This is a genomic window from Streptomyces sp. NPDC087901, from assembly GCF_044742205.1.
Classification (GTDB): domain Bacteria; phylum Actinomycetota; class Actinomycetes; order Streptomycetales; family Streptomycetaceae; genus Streptomyces.
Genome location: NZ_JBIUUC010000004.1, coordinates 737,959 through 759,774, shown reverse-complemented (window position 1 = coordinate 759,774; position 21,816 = coordinate 737,959). Strand labels below are relative to the sequence as shown.

General features: G+C 69.8%; 21 protein-coding genes. 9 read left to right on the top strand and 12 right to left on the bottom strand.

Annotation, left to right across the window (positions count from 1 at the left end):
• Window positions 1-176 precede the first annotated feature (176 nt).
• Together radA and disA are read left to right on the top strand one after the other, a co-directional pair.
• Window positions 177-1,589, top strand: coding sequence for a DNA repair protein RadA (gene radA, locus ACIOEW_RS17100; protein WP_362552998.1), 1,413 nt, complete (start codon window positions 177-179; stop codon window positions 1,587-1,589).
• A 147-nt stretch (window positions 1,590-1,736) separates the two neighbouring features.
• Window positions 1,737-2,861: a DNA integrity scanning diadenylate cyclase DisA gene (gene disA, locus ACIOEW_RS17095; protein WP_362553001.1), complete on the top strand. Its 1,125-nt coding sequence runs from the start codon at window positions 1,737-1,739 to the stop codon at window positions 2,859-2,861.
• 143 nt (window positions 2,862-3,004) lie between these two features.
• On the opposite strand, the gene ACIOEW_RS17090 is transcribed toward disA, so the two are convergent.
• Entirely contained in the window at window positions 3,005-3,796 is a 792-nt protein-coding gene (locus ACIOEW_RS17090; RefSeq protein WP_401964471.1) for a hypothetical protein, read from the bottom strand.
• Between the two features lie 445 nt (window positions 3,797-4,241).
• On the opposite strand from ACIOEW_RS17090, the gene ACIOEW_RS17085 reads away from it, so the two are divergent.
• From ACIOEW_RS17085 to cseC, 5 genes are all read left to right on the top strand, one after another.
• Complete coding sequence (locus ACIOEW_RS17085; protein ID WP_362553004.1) at window positions 4,242-5,144, top strand: A/G-specific adenine glycosylase; 903 nt, start codon at window positions 4,242-4,244, stop codon at window positions 5,142-5,144.
• A gap of 206 nt (window positions 5,145-5,350) precedes the next feature.
• Window positions 5,351-5,995, top strand: coding sequence for a SigE family RNA polymerase sigma factor (locus tag ACIOEW_RS17080; protein ID WP_362553006.1), 645 nt, complete (start codon window positions 5,351-5,353; stop codon window positions 5,993-5,995).
• On the top strand, window positions 5,983-6,726 hold the full coding sequence (locus tag ACIOEW_RS17075) for a hypothetical protein (RefSeq protein WP_401964436.1): 744 nt from the start codon (window positions 5,983-5,985) through the stop codon (window positions 6,724-6,726). The genes ACIOEW_RS17080 and ACIOEW_RS17075 overlap by 13 nt, the downstream gene beginning before the upstream one ends.
• 10 nt (window positions 6,727-6,736) lie before the next feature.
• Complete coding sequence (cseB, locus tag ACIOEW_RS17070) at window positions 6,737-7,444, top strand: two-component system response regulator CseB (RefSeq protein ID WP_362553009.1); 708 nt, start codon at window positions 6,737-6,739, stop codon at window positions 7,442-7,444.
• Window positions 7,441-8,832: a two-component system sensor histidine kinase CseC gene (gene cseC, locus ACIOEW_RS17065; RefSeq protein ID WP_401964435.1), complete on the top strand. Its 1,392-nt coding sequence runs from the start codon at window positions 7,441-7,443 to the stop codon at window positions 8,830-8,832. Before cseB ends, cseC begins: the two co-directional genes overlap by 4 nt.
• 91 nt (window positions 8,833-8,923) lie before the next feature.
• Here cseC and ACIOEW_RS17060 read toward each other — a convergent pair whose 3' ends face one another.
• On the bottom strand, window positions 8,924-10,498 hold the full coding sequence (locus ACIOEW_RS17060; RefSeq protein ID WP_362553015.1) for an MDR family MFS transporter: 1,575 nt from the start codon (window positions 10,496-10,498) through the stop codon (window positions 8,924-8,926).
• A gap of 123 nt (window positions 10,499-10,621) precedes the next feature.
• Between ACIOEW_RS17060 and ACIOEW_RS17055 the strand changes: the two genes are divergently transcribed.
• Window positions 10,622-11,206 (top strand): TetR/AcrR family transcriptional regulator, encoded by a 585-nt coding sequence (locus ACIOEW_RS17055; RefSeq protein WP_401964434.1) that lies wholly within the window; start codon window positions 10,622-10,624, stop codon window positions 11,204-11,206.
• 21 nt (window positions 11,207-11,227) lie between these two features.
• On the opposite strand, the gene ACIOEW_RS17050 is transcribed toward ACIOEW_RS17055, so the two are convergent.
• The 3 genes from ACIOEW_RS17050 to ACIOEW_RS17040 all read right to left on the bottom strand — a co-directional run bounded on the left by ACIOEW_RS17050 (window position 11,228) and on the right by ACIOEW_RS17040 (window position 16,307).
• Entirely contained in the window at window positions 11,228-11,953 is a 726-nt protein-coding gene (locus tag ACIOEW_RS17050) for a M23 family metallopeptidase (protein WP_362553019.1), read from the bottom strand.
• A gap of 411 nt (window positions 11,954-12,364) precedes the next feature.
• On the bottom strand, window positions 12,365-13,558 hold the full coding sequence (locus tag ACIOEW_RS17045) for a PQQ-binding-like beta-propeller repeat protein (protein WP_401964433.1): 1,194 nt from the start codon (window positions 13,556-13,558) through the stop codon (window positions 12,365-12,367).
• Between the two features lie 220 nt (window positions 13,559-13,778).
• On the bottom strand, window positions 13,779-16,307 hold the full coding sequence (locus tag ACIOEW_RS17040) for an ATP-dependent Clp protease ATP-binding subunit (protein ID WP_350997971.1): 2,529 nt from the start codon (window positions 16,305-16,307) through the stop codon (window positions 13,779-13,781).
• Between the two features lie 430 nt (window positions 16,308-16,737).
• Between ACIOEW_RS17040 and ACIOEW_RS17035 the strand changes: the two genes are divergently transcribed.
• The gene (locus ACIOEW_RS17035) at window positions 16,738-17,358 is read left to right on the top strand and encodes an SCO3374 family protein (protein ID WP_401964432.1); all 621 of its coding nucleotides are present in this window, start codon (window positions 16,738-16,740) and stop codon (window positions 17,356-17,358) included.
• Here ACIOEW_RS17035 and ACIOEW_RS17030 read toward each other — a convergent pair.
• The 7 genes from ACIOEW_RS17030 to nadC form a co-directional block, all read right to left on the bottom strand.
• Complete coding sequence (locus ACIOEW_RS17030) at window positions 17,337-17,672, bottom strand: Lsr2 family protein (RefSeq protein ID WP_350997977.1); 336 nt, start codon at window positions 17,670-17,672, stop codon at window positions 17,337-17,339. The two genes, ACIOEW_RS17035 and ACIOEW_RS17030, sit on opposite strands and share 22 nt — an antisense overlap.
• Before the next feature lie 144 nt (window positions 17,673-17,816).
• On the bottom strand, window positions 17,817-18,374 hold the full coding sequence (locus tag ACIOEW_RS17025) for an amino-acid N-acetyltransferase (protein ID WP_350997980.1): 558 nt from the start codon (window positions 18,372-18,374) through the stop codon (window positions 17,817-17,819).
• Window positions 18,375-18,383: 9 nt separating this feature from the next.
• On the bottom strand, window positions 18,384-18,869 hold the full coding sequence (locus ACIOEW_RS17020) for a BlaI/MecI/CopY family transcriptional regulator (protein WP_401964431.1): 486 nt from the start codon (window positions 18,867-18,869) through the stop codon (window positions 18,384-18,386).
• A 124-nt stretch (window positions 18,870-18,993) separates the two neighbouring features.
• Window positions 18,994-19,173: a hypothetical protein gene (locus ACIOEW_RS17015; RefSeq protein ID WP_362553031.1), complete on the bottom strand. Its 180-nt coding sequence runs from the start codon at window positions 19,171-19,173 to the stop codon at window positions 18,994-18,996.
• A 43-nt stretch (window positions 19,174-19,216) separates the two neighbouring features.
• Complete coding sequence (locus tag ACIOEW_RS17010) at window positions 19,217-19,792, bottom strand: hypothetical protein (RefSeq protein WP_362553194.1); 576 nt, start codon at window positions 19,790-19,792, stop codon at window positions 19,217-19,219.
• Between the two features lie 181 nt (window positions 19,793-19,973).
• Window positions 19,974-20,771, bottom strand: a complete 798-nt coding sequence (locus tag ACIOEW_RS17005) for a type III pantothenate kinase (protein ID WP_266780028.1) — start codon at window positions 20,769-20,771, stop codon at window positions 19,974-19,976.
• Window positions 20,771-21,814 carry a carboxylating nicotinate-nucleotide diphosphorylase gene (nadC, locus tag ACIOEW_RS17000; protein WP_362553034.1) on the bottom strand — a complete coding sequence of 348 codons (1,044 nt, stop codon included), beginning with the start codon at window positions 21,812-21,814 and terminating at the stop codon, window positions 20,771-20,773. The genes ACIOEW_RS17005 and nadC overlap by 1 nt, the downstream gene beginning before the upstream one ends.
• Window positions 21,815-21,816: the final 2 nt, after the last annotated feature.

The window sequence follows — 21,816 nt, the reverse complement described above, 5'->3', positions numbered from 1 at the left end:
GGGGCATCCCTCTCGCACCCCTTGAGCACATTTAACCCTTACGGGTGAACGTATCGCTCAATAAGGGACAGGAATCCGCGATTCCGCCCACGGTGGCGGTGCGCGACCCCACCGGCGACCTCCGCCCGCGCACCGCGCCGGGCTCCGCTGTCCGACCTCACCTATACGGTGGCGCCATGGCTGCCCGTACGAAATCCGCGAAGGACCGGCCGTCCTATCACTGCACCGAATGCGGCTGGACGACCGCCAAGTGGCTCGGCCGCTGCTTCGAGTGCCAGGCCTGGGGAACGGTCGTGGAGTTCGGCGGCGCCCCTGCGGTCCGGACCACGGCGGCCGGCCGTGTCTCCACCGCCGCCCTCCCCATCGGCCAGGTCGACAGCCGCCAGGCCACCGCCCGCTCGACGGGCGTCGGCGAGCTGGACCGGGTGCTGGGCGGCGGACTGGTGCCGGGCGCCGTCGTGCTGCTCGCGGGCGAGCCGGGCGTCGGGAAGTCCACGCTGCTGCTGGACGTGGCGGCCAAGGCCGCGAGCGAGGAGCACCGCACGCTCTACGTCACGGCCGAGGAGTCCGCCAGCCAGGTCCGCATGCGCGCCGACCGGATCCGGGCGATCAACGACCATCTGTACCTGGCCGCCGAGACCGACCTGTCCGCGGTCCTGGGCCATCTGGACGCGGTCAAGCCGTCCCTGCTCGTCCTGGACTCCGTACAGACCGTCGCCTCCCCCGAGATCGACGGCGCACCCGGCGGCATGGCGCAGGTCCGCGAGGTCGCGGGAGCGCTCATCCGGGCCTCCAAGGAGCGCGGCATGTCGACCCTGCTGGTCGGCCACGTCACCAAGGACGGGGCGATCGCCGGGCCGCGGCTGCTGGAGCACCTGGTCGACGTGGTGCTCTCCTTCGAGGGCGACCGCCATGCCCGGCTGCGGCTCGTGCGCGGCGTCAAGAACCGCTACGGGGCGACCGACGAGGTCGGCTGCTTCGAGCTCCACGACGAGGGCATCACGGGTCTCGCCGACCCCTCCGGCCTCTTCCTGACGCGCCGGGACGAGCCCGTGCCCGGCACCTGCCTGACCGTGACCCTGGAGGGCAAGCGCCCGCTGGTCGCCGAGGTACAGGCGCTCACCGTCGATTCCCAGATCCCTTCGCCCCGGCGCACCACCTCGGGTCTCGAGACGTCCCGGGTGTCGATGATGCTGGCCGTCCTGGAGCAGCGCGGCCGGATCAGCTCGCTGGGCAAGCGGGACATCTACAGCGCCACGGTCGGCGGTGTGAAGCTCTCGGAGCCGGCCGCGGACCTCGCGATCGCGCTCGCCCTGGCCAGCGCGGCAAGCGACACACCGCTGCCGAAGAACCTGGTGGCGATCGGCGAGGTGGGGCTCGCGGGGGAGGTCAGAAGGGTCACCGGGGTCCAGCGCAGACTGGCCGAGGCACACCGTCTGGGCTTCACCCACGCACTCGTTCCGACCGATCCGGGGAAGGTCCCGGCCGGTATGAAGGTCACGGAAGTCGCCAACATGGGCGACGCCCTGAGAGTGCTGCCGGGCCGCTCTCGTACACAGGCCCCACGGGAGGACGGCGCACGCCGGTAGACTTTGCCCTGGTCTCGCCCGTCCGTACGAACGGCATGAGGGACGTAGGGTCTTTCGTTCGGGCGTGCGCGCCGGACCGCGCGAGCCCGGCAAGGTCCGAACGAGAGGCCCTAAGGGCACCGCAAAACCTGTGACCGGAGGAGTGCAGTGGCAGCCAGCGACCGGGCAGCATCGCCCGGAAAGTCCGGCCAAAGCACCGGGAACGAGGCGCTGATGCGCGCCTCGTTGACCGCCGTCGCGCCCGGAATGGCCCTGCGGGACGGCCTGGAGCGCATTCTCCGTGGCAACACCGGCGGGCTGATCGTGCTCGGCATGGACAAGACCGTCGAGTCGATGTGCACCGGCGGTTTCGTGCTGGACGTCGAGTTCACCGCGACCCGGCTGCGCGAGCTCGCCAAGCTGGACGGGGCACTGATCCTCGACAAGGACATGACCAAGATCCTGCGGGCCGGCGTCCAGCTGGTCCCGGACGCCTCGATCCCCACCGAGGAGACGGGCACCCGTCACCGCACGGCGGACCGGGTCTCCAAGCAGTGCAATTTCCCGGTCGTCTCGGTCTCCCAGTCGATGCACCTCATCGCGCTGTACGTGGACGGGGAGCGCCGGGTCCTGGAGGAGTCCGCCGCGATCCTCTCCCGCGCCAACCAGGCCCTCGCCACGCTGGAGCGGTACAAGCTCCGGCTCGACGAGGTGGCGGGCACGCTCTCCGCCCTGGAGATCGAGGACCTCGTGACCGTCCGGGACGTGACCGCCGTCGCCCAGCGCCTGGAGATGGTCCGCCGGATCGCGACCGAGATCGCCGAGTACGTGGTGGAGCTCGGGACCGACGGCCGGCTCCTCTCGCTCCAGCTCGACGAGTTGATCGCGGGCGTGGAGCCGGAGCGCGAGCTGGTCGTGCGCGACTACGTGCCGGAGCCGACCGCGAAGCGTTCGCGCACGGTGGCCGAAGCGCTCACCGAGCTGGACGCGCTGTCCCACACCGAGCTGCTCGAACTCCCGGTCGTGGCACGGGCGCTGGGATACAGCGGCTCTCCGGAGACGCTCGACTCGGCAGTGTCTCCGCGTGGCTTCCGGCTGCTCGCCAAGGTGCCGCGGCTGCCCGGGGCGATCATCGACCGGCTGGTGGAACACTTCGGCGGTCTGCAGAAGCTGCTCGCCGCGAGCGTGGATGATCTCCAGACGGTCGACGGGGTCGGCGAGGCGCGGGCGCGCAGCGTGCGCGAGGGGCTGTCCCGGCTGGCCGAGTCGTCGATTCTCGAACGGTACGTGTAGGCGGTACGTGCAGGCGGCGGTACGTGCAGCCGCGTCCGGCCGCCAGGCCGGACCGCTGTGCCGGTGCCGCCGGGCCGGGCCTCCACAGGCCCTCGGATCCCCTGGCCCTCCGACCCGGCCGCCCTGTCCGGCGTACCGCCGCGTCAGTCCTTCGCGAGGACGAACGAGGCGCGCTGCACGGGCTCACCCGCGGCCTTGGCCTCGACCAGGTACGTACCGGGGCCCACGGACCCCGCAGGCGGCGTCGCGCACTTCGGGGCGCTCTTGCCGCGATCCCACTCCACGGCGTGCTCGACGGTCGCTCCCGCCGGAACCTTCAGCAGCACGGCGGCCGCGTTGCGCGGGCAGTCCTTGGAGGACCACACCTCTTCGTCGTCACCGCCCGCCTCGGTGACGGTGAGGACTGCGGACTTCGGGCCGAAGTCGGCCTTGCACGCGGTGGACGAGGTGTTCGTGGCGATCAGCCGGAACTTCGGCTTCTCGCCGGGTCCGTAGCGGAGATCGGTCTTCAGGGTCAGCCGCAACGCGGCGGGCACGCAGTCGGGAAGCGCGGAGCCGGCCGGGACCTGCTGTCCCGCGGTTCCGCCGCCCGATCCGCCGCTCGCACCGGAACCGGCTTCCGTCTCCGAGCCGTTGCCGTCGTCGCCCGCCCCGTCACCTGCTCCGCCGGAGCCCGCGTCCGAACTTCCGCCGCCGCTCCCGCCGCTGCCGCCGGTGTCGCCGGTGTCGCCCGACTCGTCGCGTCCGCCCGGCTGTTCACTGATCGCCGGGCCGGAACCGGAGGGTCCTGGCGTGATCGAGTCCACGGGACCGGAGCCGGGGGCCCGCGAGTCGTCGTGATTCCCCTTGCCGCCACCGGAGGTGACGGCCCATACGATCAGCAACGCGAGCAGCGCAATCAGCGTCGCCGCTACCGCCCTCCGTCGCCAGTAGATGGTGGAGGGAAGCGGCCCGATCGGATTACGCAGAGATCCCACGGCGCAAACTGTACGAGAGAACAGCGCCAACTCCCGCCCCACCCGCCGCCACAGGCCACCAAGTTTTGCCGATCATCATCCTGGGGCGGCTTGTTCCCGTCCGGAACCACGCCACGGGCACCTCAAGTGATCATTCGGCTACGGCATGCGAGCTTCGGGGGCGATGGGCGCCGCACCGGGCCGCGGGCCCCGGCAGCGGGCACGGCAGCACCGCGTCGCCCGGAGGCGATCCATGGGGCCAGTTGCCGCAACGGCTCGCGGGACGTGCCGCCACTTGCCGGAACGCGGGTCCGTCAGAGCAGGGAAAGACGGGTGTCCCTATCACTCCAAGGGCTCTTTCAAGGGGCGACACCCCCGTCCCCCTGACCCTCGTCTGCCCTTCCGTGCCAGGATCGGCGGTGCGATGACTGCCACGACTGCGACACAGACGCCCCCCACCTCCCTCCACACTCCCGTCATCGGGTGGTTCGACCAGCACGCCCGCGATCTGCCCTGGCGCCGCCCCGAAGCGGGCGCCTGGGGTGTGATGGTGAGTGAGTTCATGCTGCAGCAGACCCCCGTCAACCGGGTCCTCCCGGTGTACGAGCAGTGGCTGGCCCGCTGGCCGCGCCCCGCCGACCTCGCAGCACAACCGCCCGGCGAGGCGGTCCGCGCGTGGGGCCGGCTCGGCTACCCGCGGCGGGCCCTGCGCCTGCACGGCGCCGCCCAGGCCATAACGGAACGGCACGGCGGCGACGTACCGAGCGCGCACGCCCAGCTGCTCGCGCTGCCCGGGATCGGCGAGTACACGGCGGCCGCCGTTGCCTCGTTCGCCTACCGGCAGCGGCATGCCGTCCTCGACACGAACGTCCGCAGGGTGTTCGCCCGGGCCGCGAGCGGCATCCAGTACCCGCCGAACGCGACCACCGCCGCCGAGCGCAAGCTCGCCCGCGCACTGCTCCCGGAGCAGGACGAGCAGGCGGCGCAGTGGGCGGCCGCGACGATGGAGCTCGGCGCCCTCGTCTGCACCGCGAAGAACGAGGACTGCACGCGCTGCCCGATCGCGGGGCAGTGCGCATGGCGGCTGGCCGGGAAGCCCGCGCACCAGGGGCCCCCGCGCCGCGGCCAGACCTACGCCGGTACGGACCGGCAGGTGCGCGGCCGGCTCCTCGCGGTGCTGCGCGAGTCCGTGACCCCGGTGCCTCAGTCGGCGCTCGACGCGGTGTGGGAGGAGCCGGTGCAGCGGGCCCGTGCACTGGACGGCCTGGTCTCCGACGGTCTGGTCGAACCGCTCGCGGGCGGTCAGTACCGGCTGCCGCTGAGCTGACGGGCCGGGCGGGCCCGTTCCGCCTCCCCGGGCCCTTTGTCCCTCTCCTCCTGCGCTGTTACACAACCGATGGGCAGCCGTGCGTCGGCGTACGGCTGCTCCGCACAGCCCCGTGACAACAGCTCCGTAGCGTCACCGACGTCAGCCCGACGACCAGGCGGCTGACAGTGGTTCTACGGGGTTTCACGGGGACGGAGGCGGTTGTCATGGCGCAAGGTGAGGTGCTCGGTTTCGAGGAGTACGTGCGTACCCGGCAGGACGCGCTGCTGCGCAGCGCGCGCCGGCTGGTCCCCGACCCCGTGGACGCACAGGACCTGCTGCAGACCGCCCTGGCCCGCACCTTCGGCCGCTGGGACGGCATCGCCGACAAGTCCCTGGCCGACGCCTACCTGCGCCGCGTCATGATCAACACCCGCACCGAGTGGTGGCGGGCGCGCAAGCTGGACGAGGTCCCCACCGAGCAGCTGCCCGACGCCAGCGTCGAGGACGGCACCGAGCAGCGCGCCGACCGCGCCCTGCTGATGGATGTCCTGGGCGTGCTGGCTCCCAAGCAGCGCAGCGTGGTCGTGCTGCGACACTGGGAGCAGATGAGCACGGAGGAGACGGCCGCGGCACTCGGCATGTCGGCCGGTACGGTGAAGAGCACCCTGCACCGGGCGCTGGCGCGACTGCGCCAGGAGCTGGAGAGCAGGGAAGCGGCGAGCCGTGCGGAACTGATCCATGAGAACGGGGACCGCGGGGCGGACGTCCGCGTCACGGCGCCCCGGAACCCGGTGCGATCGCGGGCACAGGCAGGGGCGCCCCCCGAGGGGTGTCATGACGAGCGGGGGCGGGAGCGGTGCGCGGCCTGACAGGCAGCGGTGAGGGCGGCGGCGGGAGCGGCGGCGATGTCACCGGGGGACCCACGGGGGACGGGACCGGCAGCGGGCGGGGACGCCGGCTGACCGGCTGGGCGGCGAGCAGCACGGTTCTGGCCGGGCTCGCCGTCTTCGGTCTGTTCGCCGTCAGCTGCTCCACCGGCGGCACGGGCACGCGCGACGAGGGCCCGGCAGGCACCCAGCCGGTCGCCCAGGTCACGCCGAGCACCACGACGCCGTCCACGGCGAAGCCGACGCCCCGGGTCGACGCGGTGTCCTTGCTCAAGGCGGATTCCGAGGTGAGCGAGCGGGTCAGGACCGACCTCAGGCCCTGCACCGGTGACGAGTACCCGGTGGACACCTCGTACGGCAGCCTGACCGACGGACCCTCCGCGGACGTGGTGGTCAACGTGATGACCTGCGGCGACTCGGTCGGCGTGGGCACCTATGTGTACCGGCCTCGGTCGGACGGCACGTACGAGAACGTGTTCACCATCGAGCAGCCCGCCGTCTACGGGACCATCGACCGCGGCGATCTGGTGGTGACGACGCAGGTGTACGAGAAGAAGGACGCGGTCGCCTACCCCTCGGGCGAGGAAGTGATCACGTACCAGTGGGCGAGCAGCCGGTTCAGCGAGCAGGACCGGGTGCACAACGACTTCAACAGAGCCGTCGGAACCGGAGAAGGGGACTTCCCCCAGCCCGCGGAACCGACGAGGAACTGAGAGCAGTCCGATGGCCGAGACCCATGTCCTGTTCGTCGAGGACGACGACGTCATCCGCGAGGCCACCCAGCTGGCGCTGGAGCGGGACGGCTTCGTGGTCACCGCTATGCCCGACGGCCTCCTCGGCCTCGAAGCGTTCCGGGCCGACCGGCCCGACATCGCGCTGCTCGACGTGATGGTGCCCGGCCTGGACGGGGTCAGCCTCTGCAGACGCATCCGGGACGAGTCGACGGTTCCCGTGATCATGCTGTCGGCCCGGGCCGACTCGATCGACGTGGTGCTCGGCCTGGAGGCCGGCGCCGACGACTACGTGACGAAGCCGTTCGACGGTGCGGTCCTGGTCGCCAGGATCCGGGCGGTGCTCCGCCGCTTCGGCCATGCCTCGGGGAACGGGGCGGGCAGCGGTGGCGAGGCCGCGGCGCGGTCCGAGGGCGGTGTGCTGGTCTTCGGCGACGTGGAGATCGACACCGAGGGCATGGAGGTCCGCAAGGGCGGCGAGCAGGTGGGTCTGACCCCCACCGAGATGCGGCTGCTGCTGGAGTTCTCATCCGCGCCCGGCACGGTGCTCTCCCGCGACAAGCTGCTGGAGCGGGTCTGGGACTACGGCTGGGGCGGAGACACCCGGGTCGTGGACGTCCATGTGCAGCGGCTGCGCACGAAGATCGGCCAGGACCGGATCGAGACGGTCCGCGGCTTCGGCTACAAACTCAGGGCATGAGGCGCCCGGCCCTGCGGACGGGTGTCCGCTGGAAGATCAGCATCGCGATCGCGGCAGTCGGCGCCCTGATCGCGATCGCGCTGAGCCTGGTCGTCCACAACGCCGCCAGGGTCTCCATGCTGGAGAACGCCCGCGAGGTCCAGCTGGAACGGCTGACGTACGCCCAGCTGCTCTACGAGGCGACGAAGACGAAGAAGGCCGACCCCCGCTTCGGCGCGAAGCTCAACGATCCGACGATGCCGAAGAGCCTGCGCCAGGAGACCCGGCGCAACCGGCGCGCGACGCATGTCGAGGACAGCGGCGGGGTGCCCGACGTCTGGGCGGCCGTACCGCTGCCCGGCGGCGACGTGCTCTCGCTGCACACCCGTTTCGCCGACCGCTCCACCACGATCCTCGGAGATCTCGACCGGGCCCTGATCATCGGCTCGGTCTCGGTGGTCCTCGGCGGCTCCGCGCTGGGTGTCCTGATCGGCGGCCAGCTCTCACGTCGGCTCCGCAAGGCGGCCGCCGCGGCGGGAAGGGTCGCGCAGGGCCATACCGATGTACGGGTCGGGGATGCCGTCGGCGGAGTCGTGCGGGACGAGACCGACGAGCTGGCCGGCGCGGTGGACGCCCTGACGGACGCGCTGAACGAGCGCATCGAGGCCGAGCGCCGGGTCACCGCGGACATCGCGCACGAACTGCGCACGCCCGTGACAGGGCTGCTGACGGCTGCCGAGCTGCTGCCGCCCGGGCGGCCCACGGAGCTCGTACGGGACCGGGCGCAGGCGATGCGCACGCTGGTCGAGGACGTGCTGGAGGTGGCCCGGCTGGACAGCGCCTCCGAGCGGGCCGAGCTGCAGCAGCTCGCGCTGGGCGAGTTCGTCAGCCGCCGGGTGGCGCTGCTGAACCCGGAGGTGCGGATGCGGGTGGTCCACGAGTCGTGGGTCAGCACCGACCCGCGGCGGCTGGAGCGCATCCTGTTCAATCTGCTGGGCAATGCCGCCAGGCACGGCTCCACGCCCGTGGAGGTCACGGTCGAGGGCCGGGTGGTGCGGGTCCGCGATCACGGTCCGGGGTTCCCGGCGGCGCTGCTGCGGGAGGGGCCGAGCCGGTTCCGTACCGGATCGACGGACCGGGCCGGGCAGGGGCACGGGCTGGGGCTGACGATCGCGGCCGGTCAGGCGCGGGTGCTCGGCGCCCGCCTCACCTTTCGCAACGCGGCCCCCGAGGGCGCGGCCGAGGGCGCCGGCGGGGCGATCGCCGTCCTGTGGCTGCCCGAGCACGCGCCGACGGACACCGGCAGCTTCCCCATGCTCCAGCTGGGCGAACAGCGCGGCCCTGCGCCGGGCGGCAGAAAGGCCGCCGGCAGCGGCGCGGACCCGCGCGGCGGGCATCCCGACCGCTGAGCAGCCGGTCCGGACGGGGATGACGGGACACGAGGAAGGCCGCGGGGTGCACGCACCCCGCGGCCTTCCTCGTGCGAAAGCTACGAAAGCCTCAGACGGCGTCGGCCACCGGGGCCTTCTCCGGTCCGGTCCCCCGCAGCGGCACCTCCTTGACGAACAGCGCGGCCACCACCGCGATCAGTCCGACCGAGGCGCCCACCAGGAAGGCGATGTGCGTACCGGACGCCACCGCGTACTCGTACGCCTCGCGCACCGGCACCGGCAGCTTCGCCAGGCTCGCCGCGTCCAGCTGGGCGCCGTGCATGGTGGCGCCCGCACCACCGCGGGCGGCCATCTCGTCACTCACCCGTCCGGTGAACAGCGCGCCCATGATGGCGACACCGAAGGAGCTGCCGAGCGTACGGAACAGGGTGGTGGAGGACGAGGCGACGCCCATGTCCTTCATCTCGACGCTGTTCTGCGCGACAAGCATCGTGATCTGCATCAGGAAGCCCATGCCCGCACCGAGCACCGCCATGTAGATGCCGGAGGTGAAGCGGGTGGTGCCGGTGTCCATCTGCGAGAGCAGGAAGAGACCGGTCACCATCAGGATCGAGCCGATGATCGGGAAGATCTTGTACCGGCCGCTGCTGGTCGTCACGCGTCCGGCGATGAGTGAGACGATCATCATCGCCAGCAGCATCGGCAGGAGCAGCAGTCCGGAGTTGGTCGCGGACGCGCCCTGGACGGACTGCTGGAACAGCGGCAGGTAGAGCACCGCGCCGAACATCACGAAGCCCGCCATGAAGCCGACCACGGACATCAGCGTGAAGTTGGCGTTGCGGAAGATGTGCAGCGGGATGATCGGCTCGGCGGCCTTGGTCTCGACGAACAGGAAACCGGCCAGCGCGGCGACGCCGATCGCGATGAGCTCCATGATGACGGCGGAGTTCCAGTCGTACTCCGAACCGCCCCAGGTGGTCACCAGCACGATCGCGGTGATGCCGACGGTCAGCAGACCGGCGCCGAGGTAGTCGACCTTCGCCTTGGTGCGCTCCCGCTTGGGCAGGTGCAGCACGATGGTGATCATGGCCAGGGCGACGGCGCCCAGCGGCAGGTTGATGTAGAAGCTCCAGCGCCAGCCGAGGTGGTCGGTGATGGTGCCGCCGACCAGCGGTCCGCCGATCATCGCGATCGCCATCACGCCGGCCATCATGCCCTGGTACTTGCCGCGCTCACGGGGCGGCACGAGGTCACCGATGATGGCCATGACGCCGACCATCAGACCGCCGGCGCCCAGGCCCTGCACGGCGCGGAAGCCGATCAGCTGGCTCATGTCCTGAGCCATGCCGCTGAGGACCGAGCCGATCAGGAAGATCACGATGGACGTGAGGAAGATGCCCTTGCGCCCGTACATGTCGCCGAGCTTGCCCCAGATGGGGGTGGAGGCGGCCGTGGCCAGGGTGTAGGCGGTGACGACCCAGGACAGGTGCTCAAGACCGCCGAGGTCACCGACGATGGTCGGCATCGCGGTGCCGACGATCAGGTTGTCGAGCATGGCCAGCAGCATGGCGATCATCAGGGCGAGCACCACCACTCGCACACTGCGCTGCTGCTGTTCGGGCTTCTCCGCCCGTCCGGTCGGGACGTCCGCCTTCCCGTCCGCCGCCTTCATCAGGTCCGCCATGTTCCCCAACTCCCCAGATCCCCTGCACACCGGGCACTTACTTGCCGCCCGGCTAGTTGACTACACTAGGGGAAGGTAGCCCCGTAACTAGCCGGGCGTCAAGTAAGTTTTTGGGAGAGCACCATGGGCAGCACGCCGCAGCCGCGCCGGGGCAACACCCGCCAGCGCATTCAGGACGTCGCCCTGGATCTCTTCGCCGAGCAGGGTTACGAGAAGACCTCACTGCGCGAGATCTCCGAGAAGCTCGACGTCACCAAGGCTGCGCTCTACTACCACTTCAAAACCAAGGAAGACATCCTCGTCAGCATCTTCGAGGACCTCAACCGGCCCGTCGAGGATCTGATCGCCTGGGGCGAGAAGCAGCCGCGCACCCTGGGGACGAAGAAGGAGCTCCTCGTCCGCTACAGCGAGGCGCTGACCTCCGCCGCCCCGCTCTTCCGCTTCATGCAGGAGAACCAGGCGACCGTACGCGACCTGAGCATCGGCGTGACGATCAAGGACCGGGTGCTGGCACTCGTCGACCTGATCAGGGATCCAGAGGCGCCGATCACCGACCAGGTTCGGTGCTTCAGCGCGCTCTTCACGATGCACGCCGGAATGTTCGCGCTGAAAGACATCGACGGCGACCCCGAGGAGAAGCGCAAGGCCGTCCTCGAAGTCGCCGTCGAACTGGTCACCCGGGCGCATGGCCCGGGTTCCGCCCAGTAGCGGGGTGGCGTCCCGGCCGGATCAGACCGAGACGCCCTCCTTGTGCAGGTAGTTGACCGGGTTGACCGCCGAACCGTAGTTCGGGGTGGTCCGGATCTCGAAGTGCAGGTGCGGGCCGCTGGAGTTTCCGGTGTTGCCGGAAAGGGCGATCTTCTCGCCCTTCTTCACGGACTCGCCGATGTGCACGTCGATCTTCGACAGGTGCGCGTACTGCGAGTACGTGCCGTTGCTGTGCTTGATCACGATGGCGTTGCCGTACGCGGGACCGTCGCCGCCGCCGTTCGGGCCGGCCTTCACGACGATGCCCTTGTGCGCGGCCTCGACCTTGGTGCCGATCGGCACGGCGAAGTCCTGACCGGAGTGCTTGTGCGACCAGCGGCTGCCGTCGTTGCCGAAGCTCGCGCTCAGCTGGTAGCGGTGGACCGGGGTCTCCCAGGCGAGCTTCGCGGCGGCCTTCTTCTTGGCGGCCGCCTTCTTCTTCGCCGCGACTGCCTTCTTCTTGGCCGCCTCGGCCTTCTTCGCCGCGGTGTGCTCGGCCGCCTTGCCCTGCGCGGCCGCCTGCTGGGCGACCGATTCGGCGGTGGTCGCGCCGGCGAGGCTCGCGGTGCCGGTGGTACCCGTCGTGCCGGCCGCGAACGCAGCGCCCGCACCGAGAACCATCGACGTCCCCAGGCCGGCTGCCACCACGGCGCCACGGACACGGGAAGCGGACGGGCGGCGGGACTGGAACGTAACGCGCTTCGACATAAGCGGAAAACCTCCGGAGATGACTGGACCCGGCATTGCGCCGGGCTGGCCATACCTTGGTAACCCGCACCCCCGGGTGCACTCAAACCCCCCATCTACGAAGAAAAGCCGTAGCTGGGGGCCCGGGAATTCGCCGCCACCGACCCCGTTCCGCACCCTTTGACCGCTGCCGAAAGTCTTCGCCGGGGCAGGTTTAACCCCAGCTCCAAACCGTCCATACCGGACACAGCCCCGCCATCCAGGCTTTTGCCCCCAAACGCCCGAAAGGCCTGCTGCACACCGGGTCGAAAGTCCCGACCGTGACCATGGCCGTTTCTCCTAAGGTGCCTAGTAGGCCCCGAAAGGGCTGTGCGCCTTGTCACCGGCGGTGGGACCAAGGGCTGTCCGTTTCGGGACCTTCGGCCCGGCGGTCTAGACGGCGGGCAGCCCCGTCACCTTCTTCGCGTGCAGGGCCACGAGCTGCTTGCCACCTGCCGCCAGGTACCACCGCTGGAGGTCGCCGGAGCCGTCGTTGTACGTCCAGCGCAGCTTCCCGCTGCCGGCGTCGTAGGAGTGGATGCCGCCGTGCTCGTCGAACTCCGTCGCCCCGTAGAGGACGTCGCCCACCTTGGCGAACTGCCAGGGGACCGCGACGTCCAGGCTCCCCTTGTCGTGCCAGTGCCTCTTCCCGGTCGCGGGGTCGGCCGCCCAGAGGCCGTGCGCGCTGTCGGAGACGTAGAGGACGCCGTCCAGGACCGCCGGATCGTTGAACCGGCTGAACTCCTCGGTCGCGAAGGACCAGCGTTCCTTGCCGTCGGCCAGGTCGTGGGCGCGCATCTGCTGCCCGTCGGCGAGGATGGCGAGGCCGTCGTGGACCACGAAGCCGCGGTTGTTGGACCGGCCGATCTTCTTCGTCCAGACCTGACGGCCGGTCGCGGTGTCGCGCACCGTGAGGTTCTCCCGGAAGTCCGTGTAGACGAGACGGTTGCCGGCAACCTGCGCGGTGATGCCGTTCTCCTCCGTCCCCTTGTCACGCTTCTCGCGCCAGACGACCTTGCCCGAGGTGGTGTCGATCGCCGCGATCACGTTCTCCGGGGTCCTGAACTCCTTGTCCAGGATTCCCGCGACGACGTAGACGTGGTTCTCGTCCGCGGCGATCGGTCGGGGCTGGGAGTACTGCTTCCCCATCCGGCTGCGCCAGGTGTCCTTGCCCGTGGCGGGGTCCAGGCCGACGATGTCCCCGTTGTACCGGGCGCTCTGGAGGTAGAGCGTCCCGTCGCCGATGAGCATGTTGGCGCCCGGCGTGGTGACCTCGGCGCGGGACCAGATCTCCTTGCCGGTGGATATGTCGCGGGCCACCAGCGGATCGCCCGAGACGAGCACGACGTTGCCCACGACCGCGATCGCGGAGATCCACGCCAGTCCGTCGTACGTCGTGGCGTCCTGCCAGGCGGGCTGCGGCTTGGAGCCCGGCGCCGGGGTGCCTGGCGCCTTCCCCGGCTCGTCCGTCTCCTTGCCGGCCGGGTCGTCCTTCGGACCACAGGCCGCCGTACCGGCGCCCAGAAGCACCAGCCCGGCTCCGGCCAGCTTCATCATCTGCCTGCGTGACACATCGCTTCTGCGCATGATCTGCCCCGTCCCCCTCGCCGTTCGTCCGCGCCCGGACGAAGCGTCCGGAGCCGGGGCCAGACTAACCAGCGATTTTCCGCCCCTGCGCGCCGCAGACCCGACCGGGACACGCCTGTGACGCCACCGTCACTATGTACGCAATAGCAAAGGGACGGCCCCGGACCAGTCGAAACCGGTCCGGGGCCGCCCCTTCGTACGCTCGGGCGCTAGGCGCCGCTCACGCTTCCTTCGTCATGTTCGGGCCGGCGCCGCCTGCCGCCTGCTCGATCGGGGGGACGTCGGGCAGAGCCGACTTCTCCTCGCCGCGGAAGGTGAACTTCTGCTCCTCACCCTCGCCCTCGGTGCCGACGACCACGATGTGACCGGGGCGCAGCTCACCGAAGAGGATCTTCTCGGAGAGGATGTCCTCGATCTCGCGCTGGATCGTCCGGCGCAGCGGCCGGGCGCCCATCACGGGGTCGTAGCCCTTCTTCGCCAGCAGGGACTTGGCGGCCGGGCTCAGCTCGATGCCCATGTCGCGGTCCCTCAGGCGCTCGTCCACCTTGGCGAGCATGAGGTCGACGATCTGGATGATGTCTTCCTCGGTGAGCTGGTGGAAGACGACCGTGTCGTCGACACGGTTGAGGAACTCGGGCCGGAAGTGCTGCTTGAGCTCTTCGTTGACCTTCGTCTTCATCCGCTCGTAGTTCGTCTTCACGTCGCCCTGGGCGGCGAAGCCCAGGTTGAAGCCCTTGGAGATGTCCCGGGTCCCGAGGTTGGTCGTCATGATGATGACCGTGTTCTTGAAGTCCACGACCCGGCCCTGGGAGTCGGTCAGGCGACCGTCCTCCAGGATCTGGAGCAGGGAGTTGAAGATGTCGGGGTGGGCCTTCTCGACCTCGTCGAAGAGGACGACGGAGAACGGCTTGCGGCGCACCTTCTCGGTGAGCTGGCCGCCCTCCTCGTATCCCACGTAACCGGGGGGAGAGCCGAAGAGCCGCGAGACCGTGTGCTTCTCGCTGAACTCCGACATGTCCAGGGCGATCAGCGCGTCCTCGTCGCCGAAGAGGAACTCGGCGAGCGTCTTGGACAGCTCGGTCTTACCGACACCGGACGGACCGGCGAAGATGAACGAGCCACCGGGGCGCTTCGGGTCCTTCAGACCGGCTCGCGTACGGCGGATCGCCTGCGAGAGGGCCTTGATGGCGTCCTTCTGGCCGATGACGCGCTTGTGGAGCTCGTCCTCCATGCGCAGCAGACGGGAGGACTCCTCCTCCGTCAGCTTGAAGACCGGGATACCGGTGGCGGTGGCGAGGACCTCGGCGATGAGCTCGCCGTCGACCTCGGCCACGACGTCCATGTCGCCGGCCTTCCACTCCTTCTCGCGCTTGGCCTTCGCCGCCAGCAGCTGCTTCTCCTTGTCACGGAGAGACGCCGCCTTCTCGAAGTCCTGGGAGTCGATGGCCGACTCCTTGTCGCGACGCACGCCCGCGATCTTCTCGTCGAACTCGCGGAGGTCCGGCGGCGCGGTCATCCGGCGGATGCGCATCCGTGAACCGGCCTCGTCGATCAGGTCGATCGCCTTGTCCGGCAGGAAGCGGTCCGAGATGTAGCGGTCGGCCAGCGTCGCGGCCTGGACCAGCGCCTCGTCCGTGATGGACACGCGGTGGTGGGCCTCGTAGCGGTCGCGCAGACCCTTGAGGATCTCGATGGTGTGCGGCAGCGACGGCTCCGCGACCTGGATGGGCTGGAAGCGGCGCTCGAGAGCGGCGTCCTTCTCCAGGTGCTTGCGGTACTCGTCGAGCGTGGTGGCACCGATGGTCTGGAGCTCGCCTCGCGCCAGCATGGGCTTGAGGATGCTCGCCGCGTCGATCGCGCCCTCGGCGGCACCCGCACCCACCAGGGTGTGGAGCTCGTCGATGAACAGGATGATGTCGCCGCGCGTGCGGATCTCCTTGAGCACCTTCTTCAGGCGCTCCTCGAAGTCACCGCGGTAGCGGGAACCGGCGACCAGCGCACCGAGGTCGAGGGTGTAGAGGTGCTTGTCCTTGAGGGTCTCGGGCACCTCGCCCTTGACGATGGCCTGCGCCAGGCCTTCGACGACCGCCGTCTTGCCGACGCCGGGCTCGCCGATGAGGACCGGGTTGTTCTTCGTACGGCGGGACAGCACCTGCATGACCCGCTCGATCTCCTTCTCGCGCCCGATGACCGGGTCGAGCTTGGATTCACGAGCGGCCTGGGTGAGGTTCCGGCCGAACTGGTCGAGCACCAGCGACGTGGAGGGCGTGCCCTCCGCGGGGCCGCCCGCTGTGGCCGCCTCCTTGCCGCCCGAGTAACCGGACAGCAGCTGGATGACCTGCTGGCGCACCCGGTTGAGGTCGGCGCCCAGCTTCACGAGGACCTGGGCTGCGACGCCCTCGCCCTCGCGGATCAGGCCGAGCAGGATGTGCTCGGTGCCGATGTAGTTGTGGCCGAGCTGAAGGGCCTCGCGGAGCGACAGCTCCAGGACCTTCTTGGCTCGGGGTGTGAAGGGGATGTGCCCGGACGGGGCCTGCTGGCCCTGACCGATGATCTCCTCCACCTGCTGGCGGACCGCCTCGAGCGAAATCCCGAGGCTCTCCAGGGCCTTAGCGGCGACACCCTCACCCTCGTGGATCAGGCCCAGGAGGATGTGCTCGGTGCCGATGTAGTTGTGGTTGAGCATCCGGGCTTCTTCCTGAGCCAGGACGACAACCCGCCGCGCGCGGTCGGTGAACCTCTCGAACATCGTTAATCGCTCCTCAGAGCGGTCAGGCAGTAAGGGGTCGGTCCCCTCCCTGTCCTTCCGCAGCTTAGTCCCGCAAGCGGGGACCGCTCATTTCAACTGCCGACACCCGTCGATGGCCTCCTGCCCCGAACGCCGACAACTGCTCCAACCCGATCCTGCGAGACGATGTTCCCGCAGGCCAGGCAGATACCCCTATCGCCAGTACGCCGATGGCGAACGTGAGACGTCCGGTGGCTGGTGTGTCGCCCTTCCCACTAGGGATGTCTTACCCGCAATTACAGACAGTCCATGCGGCTCACGCGGGTTCCCTCCGCTACGGGCGAACATCTTCGTACTCCCGAATGCGCCCGTACGCCCCCAACCCGGACACACTATGCGTTCGATCAAGGACTCTGCGTAACTCTTGGCGCGGATCGGGAGTTCTTCCGTCATGACCCTCACCGTCCCGCCTCCCCGCACCGCGCTCCCCGCAGAGCGGGGCGGCCGTGCCGATGGTGTGTCACGGGGCGCGTGCGCCCGGTGGTACGAGCAGAAGCTCGGCTGGGCAACGGCCGGCAGCTCACCGGTGCGACTGCTGACCGGGTTGCGGTTCGACGCGCTCGTGGTCCCTGCCGACGCCGGCCACGCGGCGCTGCGGCGAGTGGGCCGTACCGGTCCGGTGGCACTGTCGGGCCGGCGGATGAGTCTGCTGGTGGCGCCGGGAAGCGCAGACGAGCTGCCCGGACTGCTCGACTGGCTGGAGTGGGGCGGGGTCGCCCTCACGCTGACCGCTGTCGGCTCGGGCGGGCGGATCACCGCACCGCCGCCGCCGGGACGGCCGGGTCTGCCGGGGGCCGCCGTATGGCTGCGGCCCCCCTGTCCAACGCACGAGCAGGAGGGGGAACCGGTTTTCCCGGCCCTCTCCGGCTTCGGGAGCAGGGGTGGGGATGCTCCCGATCTCATCCGGCTCGTGGACGCCGTGGCGACGGAATGCCACCGGGCCCGCTTGACGCGCGCCCGGACGGGGATGCCCCCCGATGAAACGGCTGATCAGCCGTTGGCCTTCTCGTAAGCCTCACGGATCTCCGCGGGAACGCGGCCACGGTCATTCACATTGTGGCCGTTCTCGCGCGCCCACTTACGGATCTCGGCGGTGTCCTTGTTGCCGCCGGGAACGGCACGGCCCTTGCCGCGACCGGACGCCGCACGGCCACCGGTACGCCGGCCGCTCTTCGCGTAGGGCTCAAGAAGACTCCGCAGCTTGTCCGCGTTGCCCGTGGTGAGGTCAATCTCGTACGTCTTGCCATCGAGAGCGAACGTCACGGTCTCGTCCGCCTCGCCGCCGTCGAGGTCGTCAACAAGAAGGACCTGAACCTTCTGTGCCACCGGATTTCCTTTCATCGAAAATGGAGTACGCGGAAAGGAAACCGCTTTTCCCCGGAAAACACAAACCCCCGGGAGAGGTTCAGGAGCGCAAGAAGCCGGGAAACGTGCGCGATTCGGACATAGGGATCGCGCTTCTTCCGACGGTCACAGGTGCAGAAGCATCCGGCTGTTGCCCAAGGTGTTCGGCTTCACTCGTTCGAGACCCAGGAACTCCGCGACTCCCTCGTCATAGGAACGCAGCAGCTCACTGTAGACATCTCCGTCGACCGGGGTCTCTCCGATCTCCACGAAGCCGTGCTTCGCGAAGAAGTCGACTTCGAAGGTGAGACAGAAAACCCGACGCACACCCAGCCAGCGGGCCGTCTGCAACAACTTGTCCAGCACTTGATGCCCGACTCCGGCCCCCTTGATGCTGTGGTCGACCGCGAGAGTACGGACTTCGGCCAGGTCTTCCCACATCACGTGCAGTGCACCGCAGCCGATGACCCGGGCATCCTCGTCGCGTTCGGCGATCCAGAACTCCTGGATGTCCTCGTAAAGCGTCACCGTCGCTTTGTCGAGCAGGATGCCTTCTCGCACGTAGCCGTCGAGGAGACGCCGGACCGAGGCCACATCGCTCGTCCTCGCGCGGCGGACGGTGATGGCGACGTTTATAACCGACGGATCGGTCTGGAAATCGGTATGCGGAAGCTCTGAGGACATACCCCGACGCTATCGCCCGGGGTCCGGCTCCGCGTCATCGGCCGCTTCGACGCGTTCCGCACCACCTTCACCGGCCGCTTCACCGGCTTCTTCACCGGCTTCTTCACCGGTCGGCTGCACGATGTCCTCGGGAAGAGTGGGCAGAACGATCCTCATGGCGTCCCGAAGGGCCTCACGCTGCTCGGCCGACATCATGCCGAAGAACGCGACCAGCGCGGCGGCGGGGTTGTCACTCTGTGACCATGCTTCGTTCATCAGTGCGGCCGAGTACGCGGCCCGGGTGGAGACCGCTGTATATCGATATGCGCGGCCGTCCACTTCCCGGCGTACCCAGCCCTTCTGATGGAGATTGTCCATAACCGTCATGACGGTGGTGTAGGCGATGGACCGCTCCTGCTGAAGGTCCTCAAGGACTTCCCGCACGGTGACCGGTCGGTTCCATTGCCAGACCCGTGTCATCACGGCGTCTTCCAGCTCTCCCAATTGGCGGGGCACAGCGTCACCCTAGTGCCAGATGTCTGGAATAGCCGGTTATTTACACAGCAAAAGGGCGTACGGCTCTCGGGAGCCGTACGCCCTTCGTACGTGTGCGGTGCGCGAGAAGCGCGGGGACCGGAGTTCAGACCCCGTCGGCGCGCGGCGTCCGCTGGGCCGATTCCGCGCGGCTGATCGCCGCGTCCACGGCCGCGTCCTCCTTGGCCTTGTTCGGTCCGCCCTGGCTCTTGACGATCGTCACGACCAGGCCGATGAAGAAGGCGGCCATCACCACGGGGGGCACAAGCGCGGATACGTAGTCCATGGCGTCCAGAGTAGCGAGCCCCCACCGGGCCCGGTGAAAGGCCCTACCCCGCGGCGCGCTGCTGCGGCGGGGGAACCGGGCGGCGGCGGGGCGGGAAGACCTCCGAGGGCTTCGGCGCCGGGCGTTCGGACGGCGCCACCGGACGGGCAGGTGCCGCCGGGGCCTTCGGCTTCTCGGGCTCCGCGGCACGGCCGCCGGGCAGCGCGAGCAGCCGGCTGCGGGGCGCGGGCGCCGACGCGGACACCGCGCGTCCGGCGAGGCGGGCACGCACCGAACGCTCCGCGAGCACCTGACAGCGCTCCAGGAGCGCCGCGGCGACCGGTCCGCCACGCAGGGCGCGCAGGGCGGCGAGATCCTCGGGGCGGGGGTCGTACCCGGCGGCCAGGGCGTCCTGGAGGCGCTCCAGGTATCCGCTGAGGGAGCCGGGGAGGGCGTTTCGGTAGCGGACGAGGTCGGCGAGGAGGAAGGCGCGCAGCCGTCCTGCCTCACCGACCGCCTCGTCGACGGAGCCCGCTAGCCGCAGGCAGTCCTGGACGTCCTCGTCGGGCAGGGGCGCGGGGTGGAGGGCGATGGCGAGGGCACGGCGGAGCACTCGCAGCTCGTCCGCGCTGAACGCCATACCGCCGCGTGATCCGTAGGGCGTGGGCATAGCGCGACAATACGTGCTAAATAGACAAAATCCGTTTAACTGGCCGTCGGCGGCGCGGCGGCTCCGTGAGCCACCGCGCCGGGAACCCGCCGGCCGGGGCCGCGTACTCCTGGGAATGTCCGCAGGCGGGACGAGCCCTCTCGGCCACGGCTCAGAGGCGCGACACGTTCCGCTCGTACACCAGGCGCAGCCCGATGAGCGTGAGCCAGGGCTCGTGCTCGTCGATGACGGAGGACTCGTTCAACACCATCGGCGCAAGGCCGCCGGTCGCGATGACGGTGACGTCGTCGGGGTCGGCCGCCAGTTCCTTCTTCATCCGTCCGACGACACCGTCGACCTGGCCTGCGAAGCCGTAGATGATGCCCGCCTGCATGGCCTCGACGGTGTTCTTCCCGATCACGCTGCGCGGCCGCGCCAGCTCGATCTTGCGCAGCTGGGCACCCTTGACGCCGAGCGCCTCGACCGAGATCTCGATGCCGGGAGCGATGACGCCGCCCGTGTACTCGCCCCGGGCGGAGACCGCGTCGAAGGTGGTGGCCGTGCCGAAGTCGACGACGATCGCCGGGCCGCCGTACAGGTCGACGGCGGCGACCGCATTGATGATGCGGTCCGCGCCGACCTCCTTCGGGTTGTCCATGAGGATCGGCACCCCGGTCTTGATGCCCGGTTCGACGAGGACGGCGGGGACGTCGCCGTAGTAGCGGCGGGTCACCTCGCGCAGCTCGTGCAGGACGGCCGGGACGGTGGAGCAGATCGCGATGCCCTCGATGCCGTCGCCCAGCTCCATGCCCAGCAGCGGATGCATGCCCATCAGGCCCTGGAGCAGCACCGCCAGCTCGTCGGCGGTGCGGCGGGCGTCGGTGGAGATGCGCCAGTGCTCGACGATCTCCTCGCCGTCGAACAGCCCGAGGACCGTGTGGGTGTTTCCGACGTCGATGGTGAGCAGCATCAGACGCCGGCCCCGTCGGTGTCGCGGAAGTCCAGACCGATGTCGAGGATCGGCGAGGAGTGGGTCAGCGCGCCGACGGCCAGGTAGTCCACACCGGCTTCGGCGTAGGCGCGGGCGGAGTCGAGGGACAGCCGGCCCGAGGACTCCAGGACAGCGCGGCCGCCGACGAGCGCGACGGCCTCGGCGGTCTGCGACGGGGTGAAGTTGTCCAGCAGGATCAGATCGGCACCGGCGTCCAGGACCTCGGTGACCTGCCGCAGCGTGTCGACCTCGACCTCGATCGCGAGGTCCGGGAACTCCGCCCTGACCCGCTTGAACGCCTCGGCGACCCCGCCCGCCGCGATCACGTGGTTGTCCTTGACCAGGGCGGCGTCGGACAGCGACATGCGGTGGTTGACCCCGCCGCCGCAGCGCACCGCGTACTTCTCCAGGGCGCGCAGGCCCGGGGTCGTCTTGCGGGTGTCGCGGACCTTGGCCTTCGTGCCCTCCAGCACGTCGGCCCAGGCGCGGGTGGCGGTGGCGATGCCGGAGAGCCTGCACAGCAGGTTGAGCGCGCTGCGCTCGCCGGTGAGCAGGTCGCGGGTGCGCGTGGTGACGGTCAGCAGCTTCTGGCCGGGAACGACACGGTCCCCGTCCTCGACGTGCCGCTCGACCTCGAACTCGTCCGTACAGACGATGGAGAGAACGGCCTCGGCGACGCGCAGGCCGGCCACGACGCCCGCCTCACGGGCGGTGAAGTCGCCGGTGGCCACCGCGTCCTCGGACACGGTGGCGACCGTGGTGACGTCCACTCCGCCGTCGAGGTCCTCCTCGATGGCGACGTGCGCGACGTCCTCGACGGTGACCGGGTCCAGGCCCGCGTCGGCGAGGAGCTGGGCGAGCGCGGGGTCCAGACCGCACTCCAGGGCGTCCAGGTCGTAGCCGTCCTCCCCGCCGCAGCCGCAGCCGTCCCCGCAGCCGCCCGCGGCAGGTGCGGGCGCCCCGATCTGGATCAGCGGTACGTCCACGGGTGTGGGGCGCGGATTCTCTTCGGGCGTGCTCACGG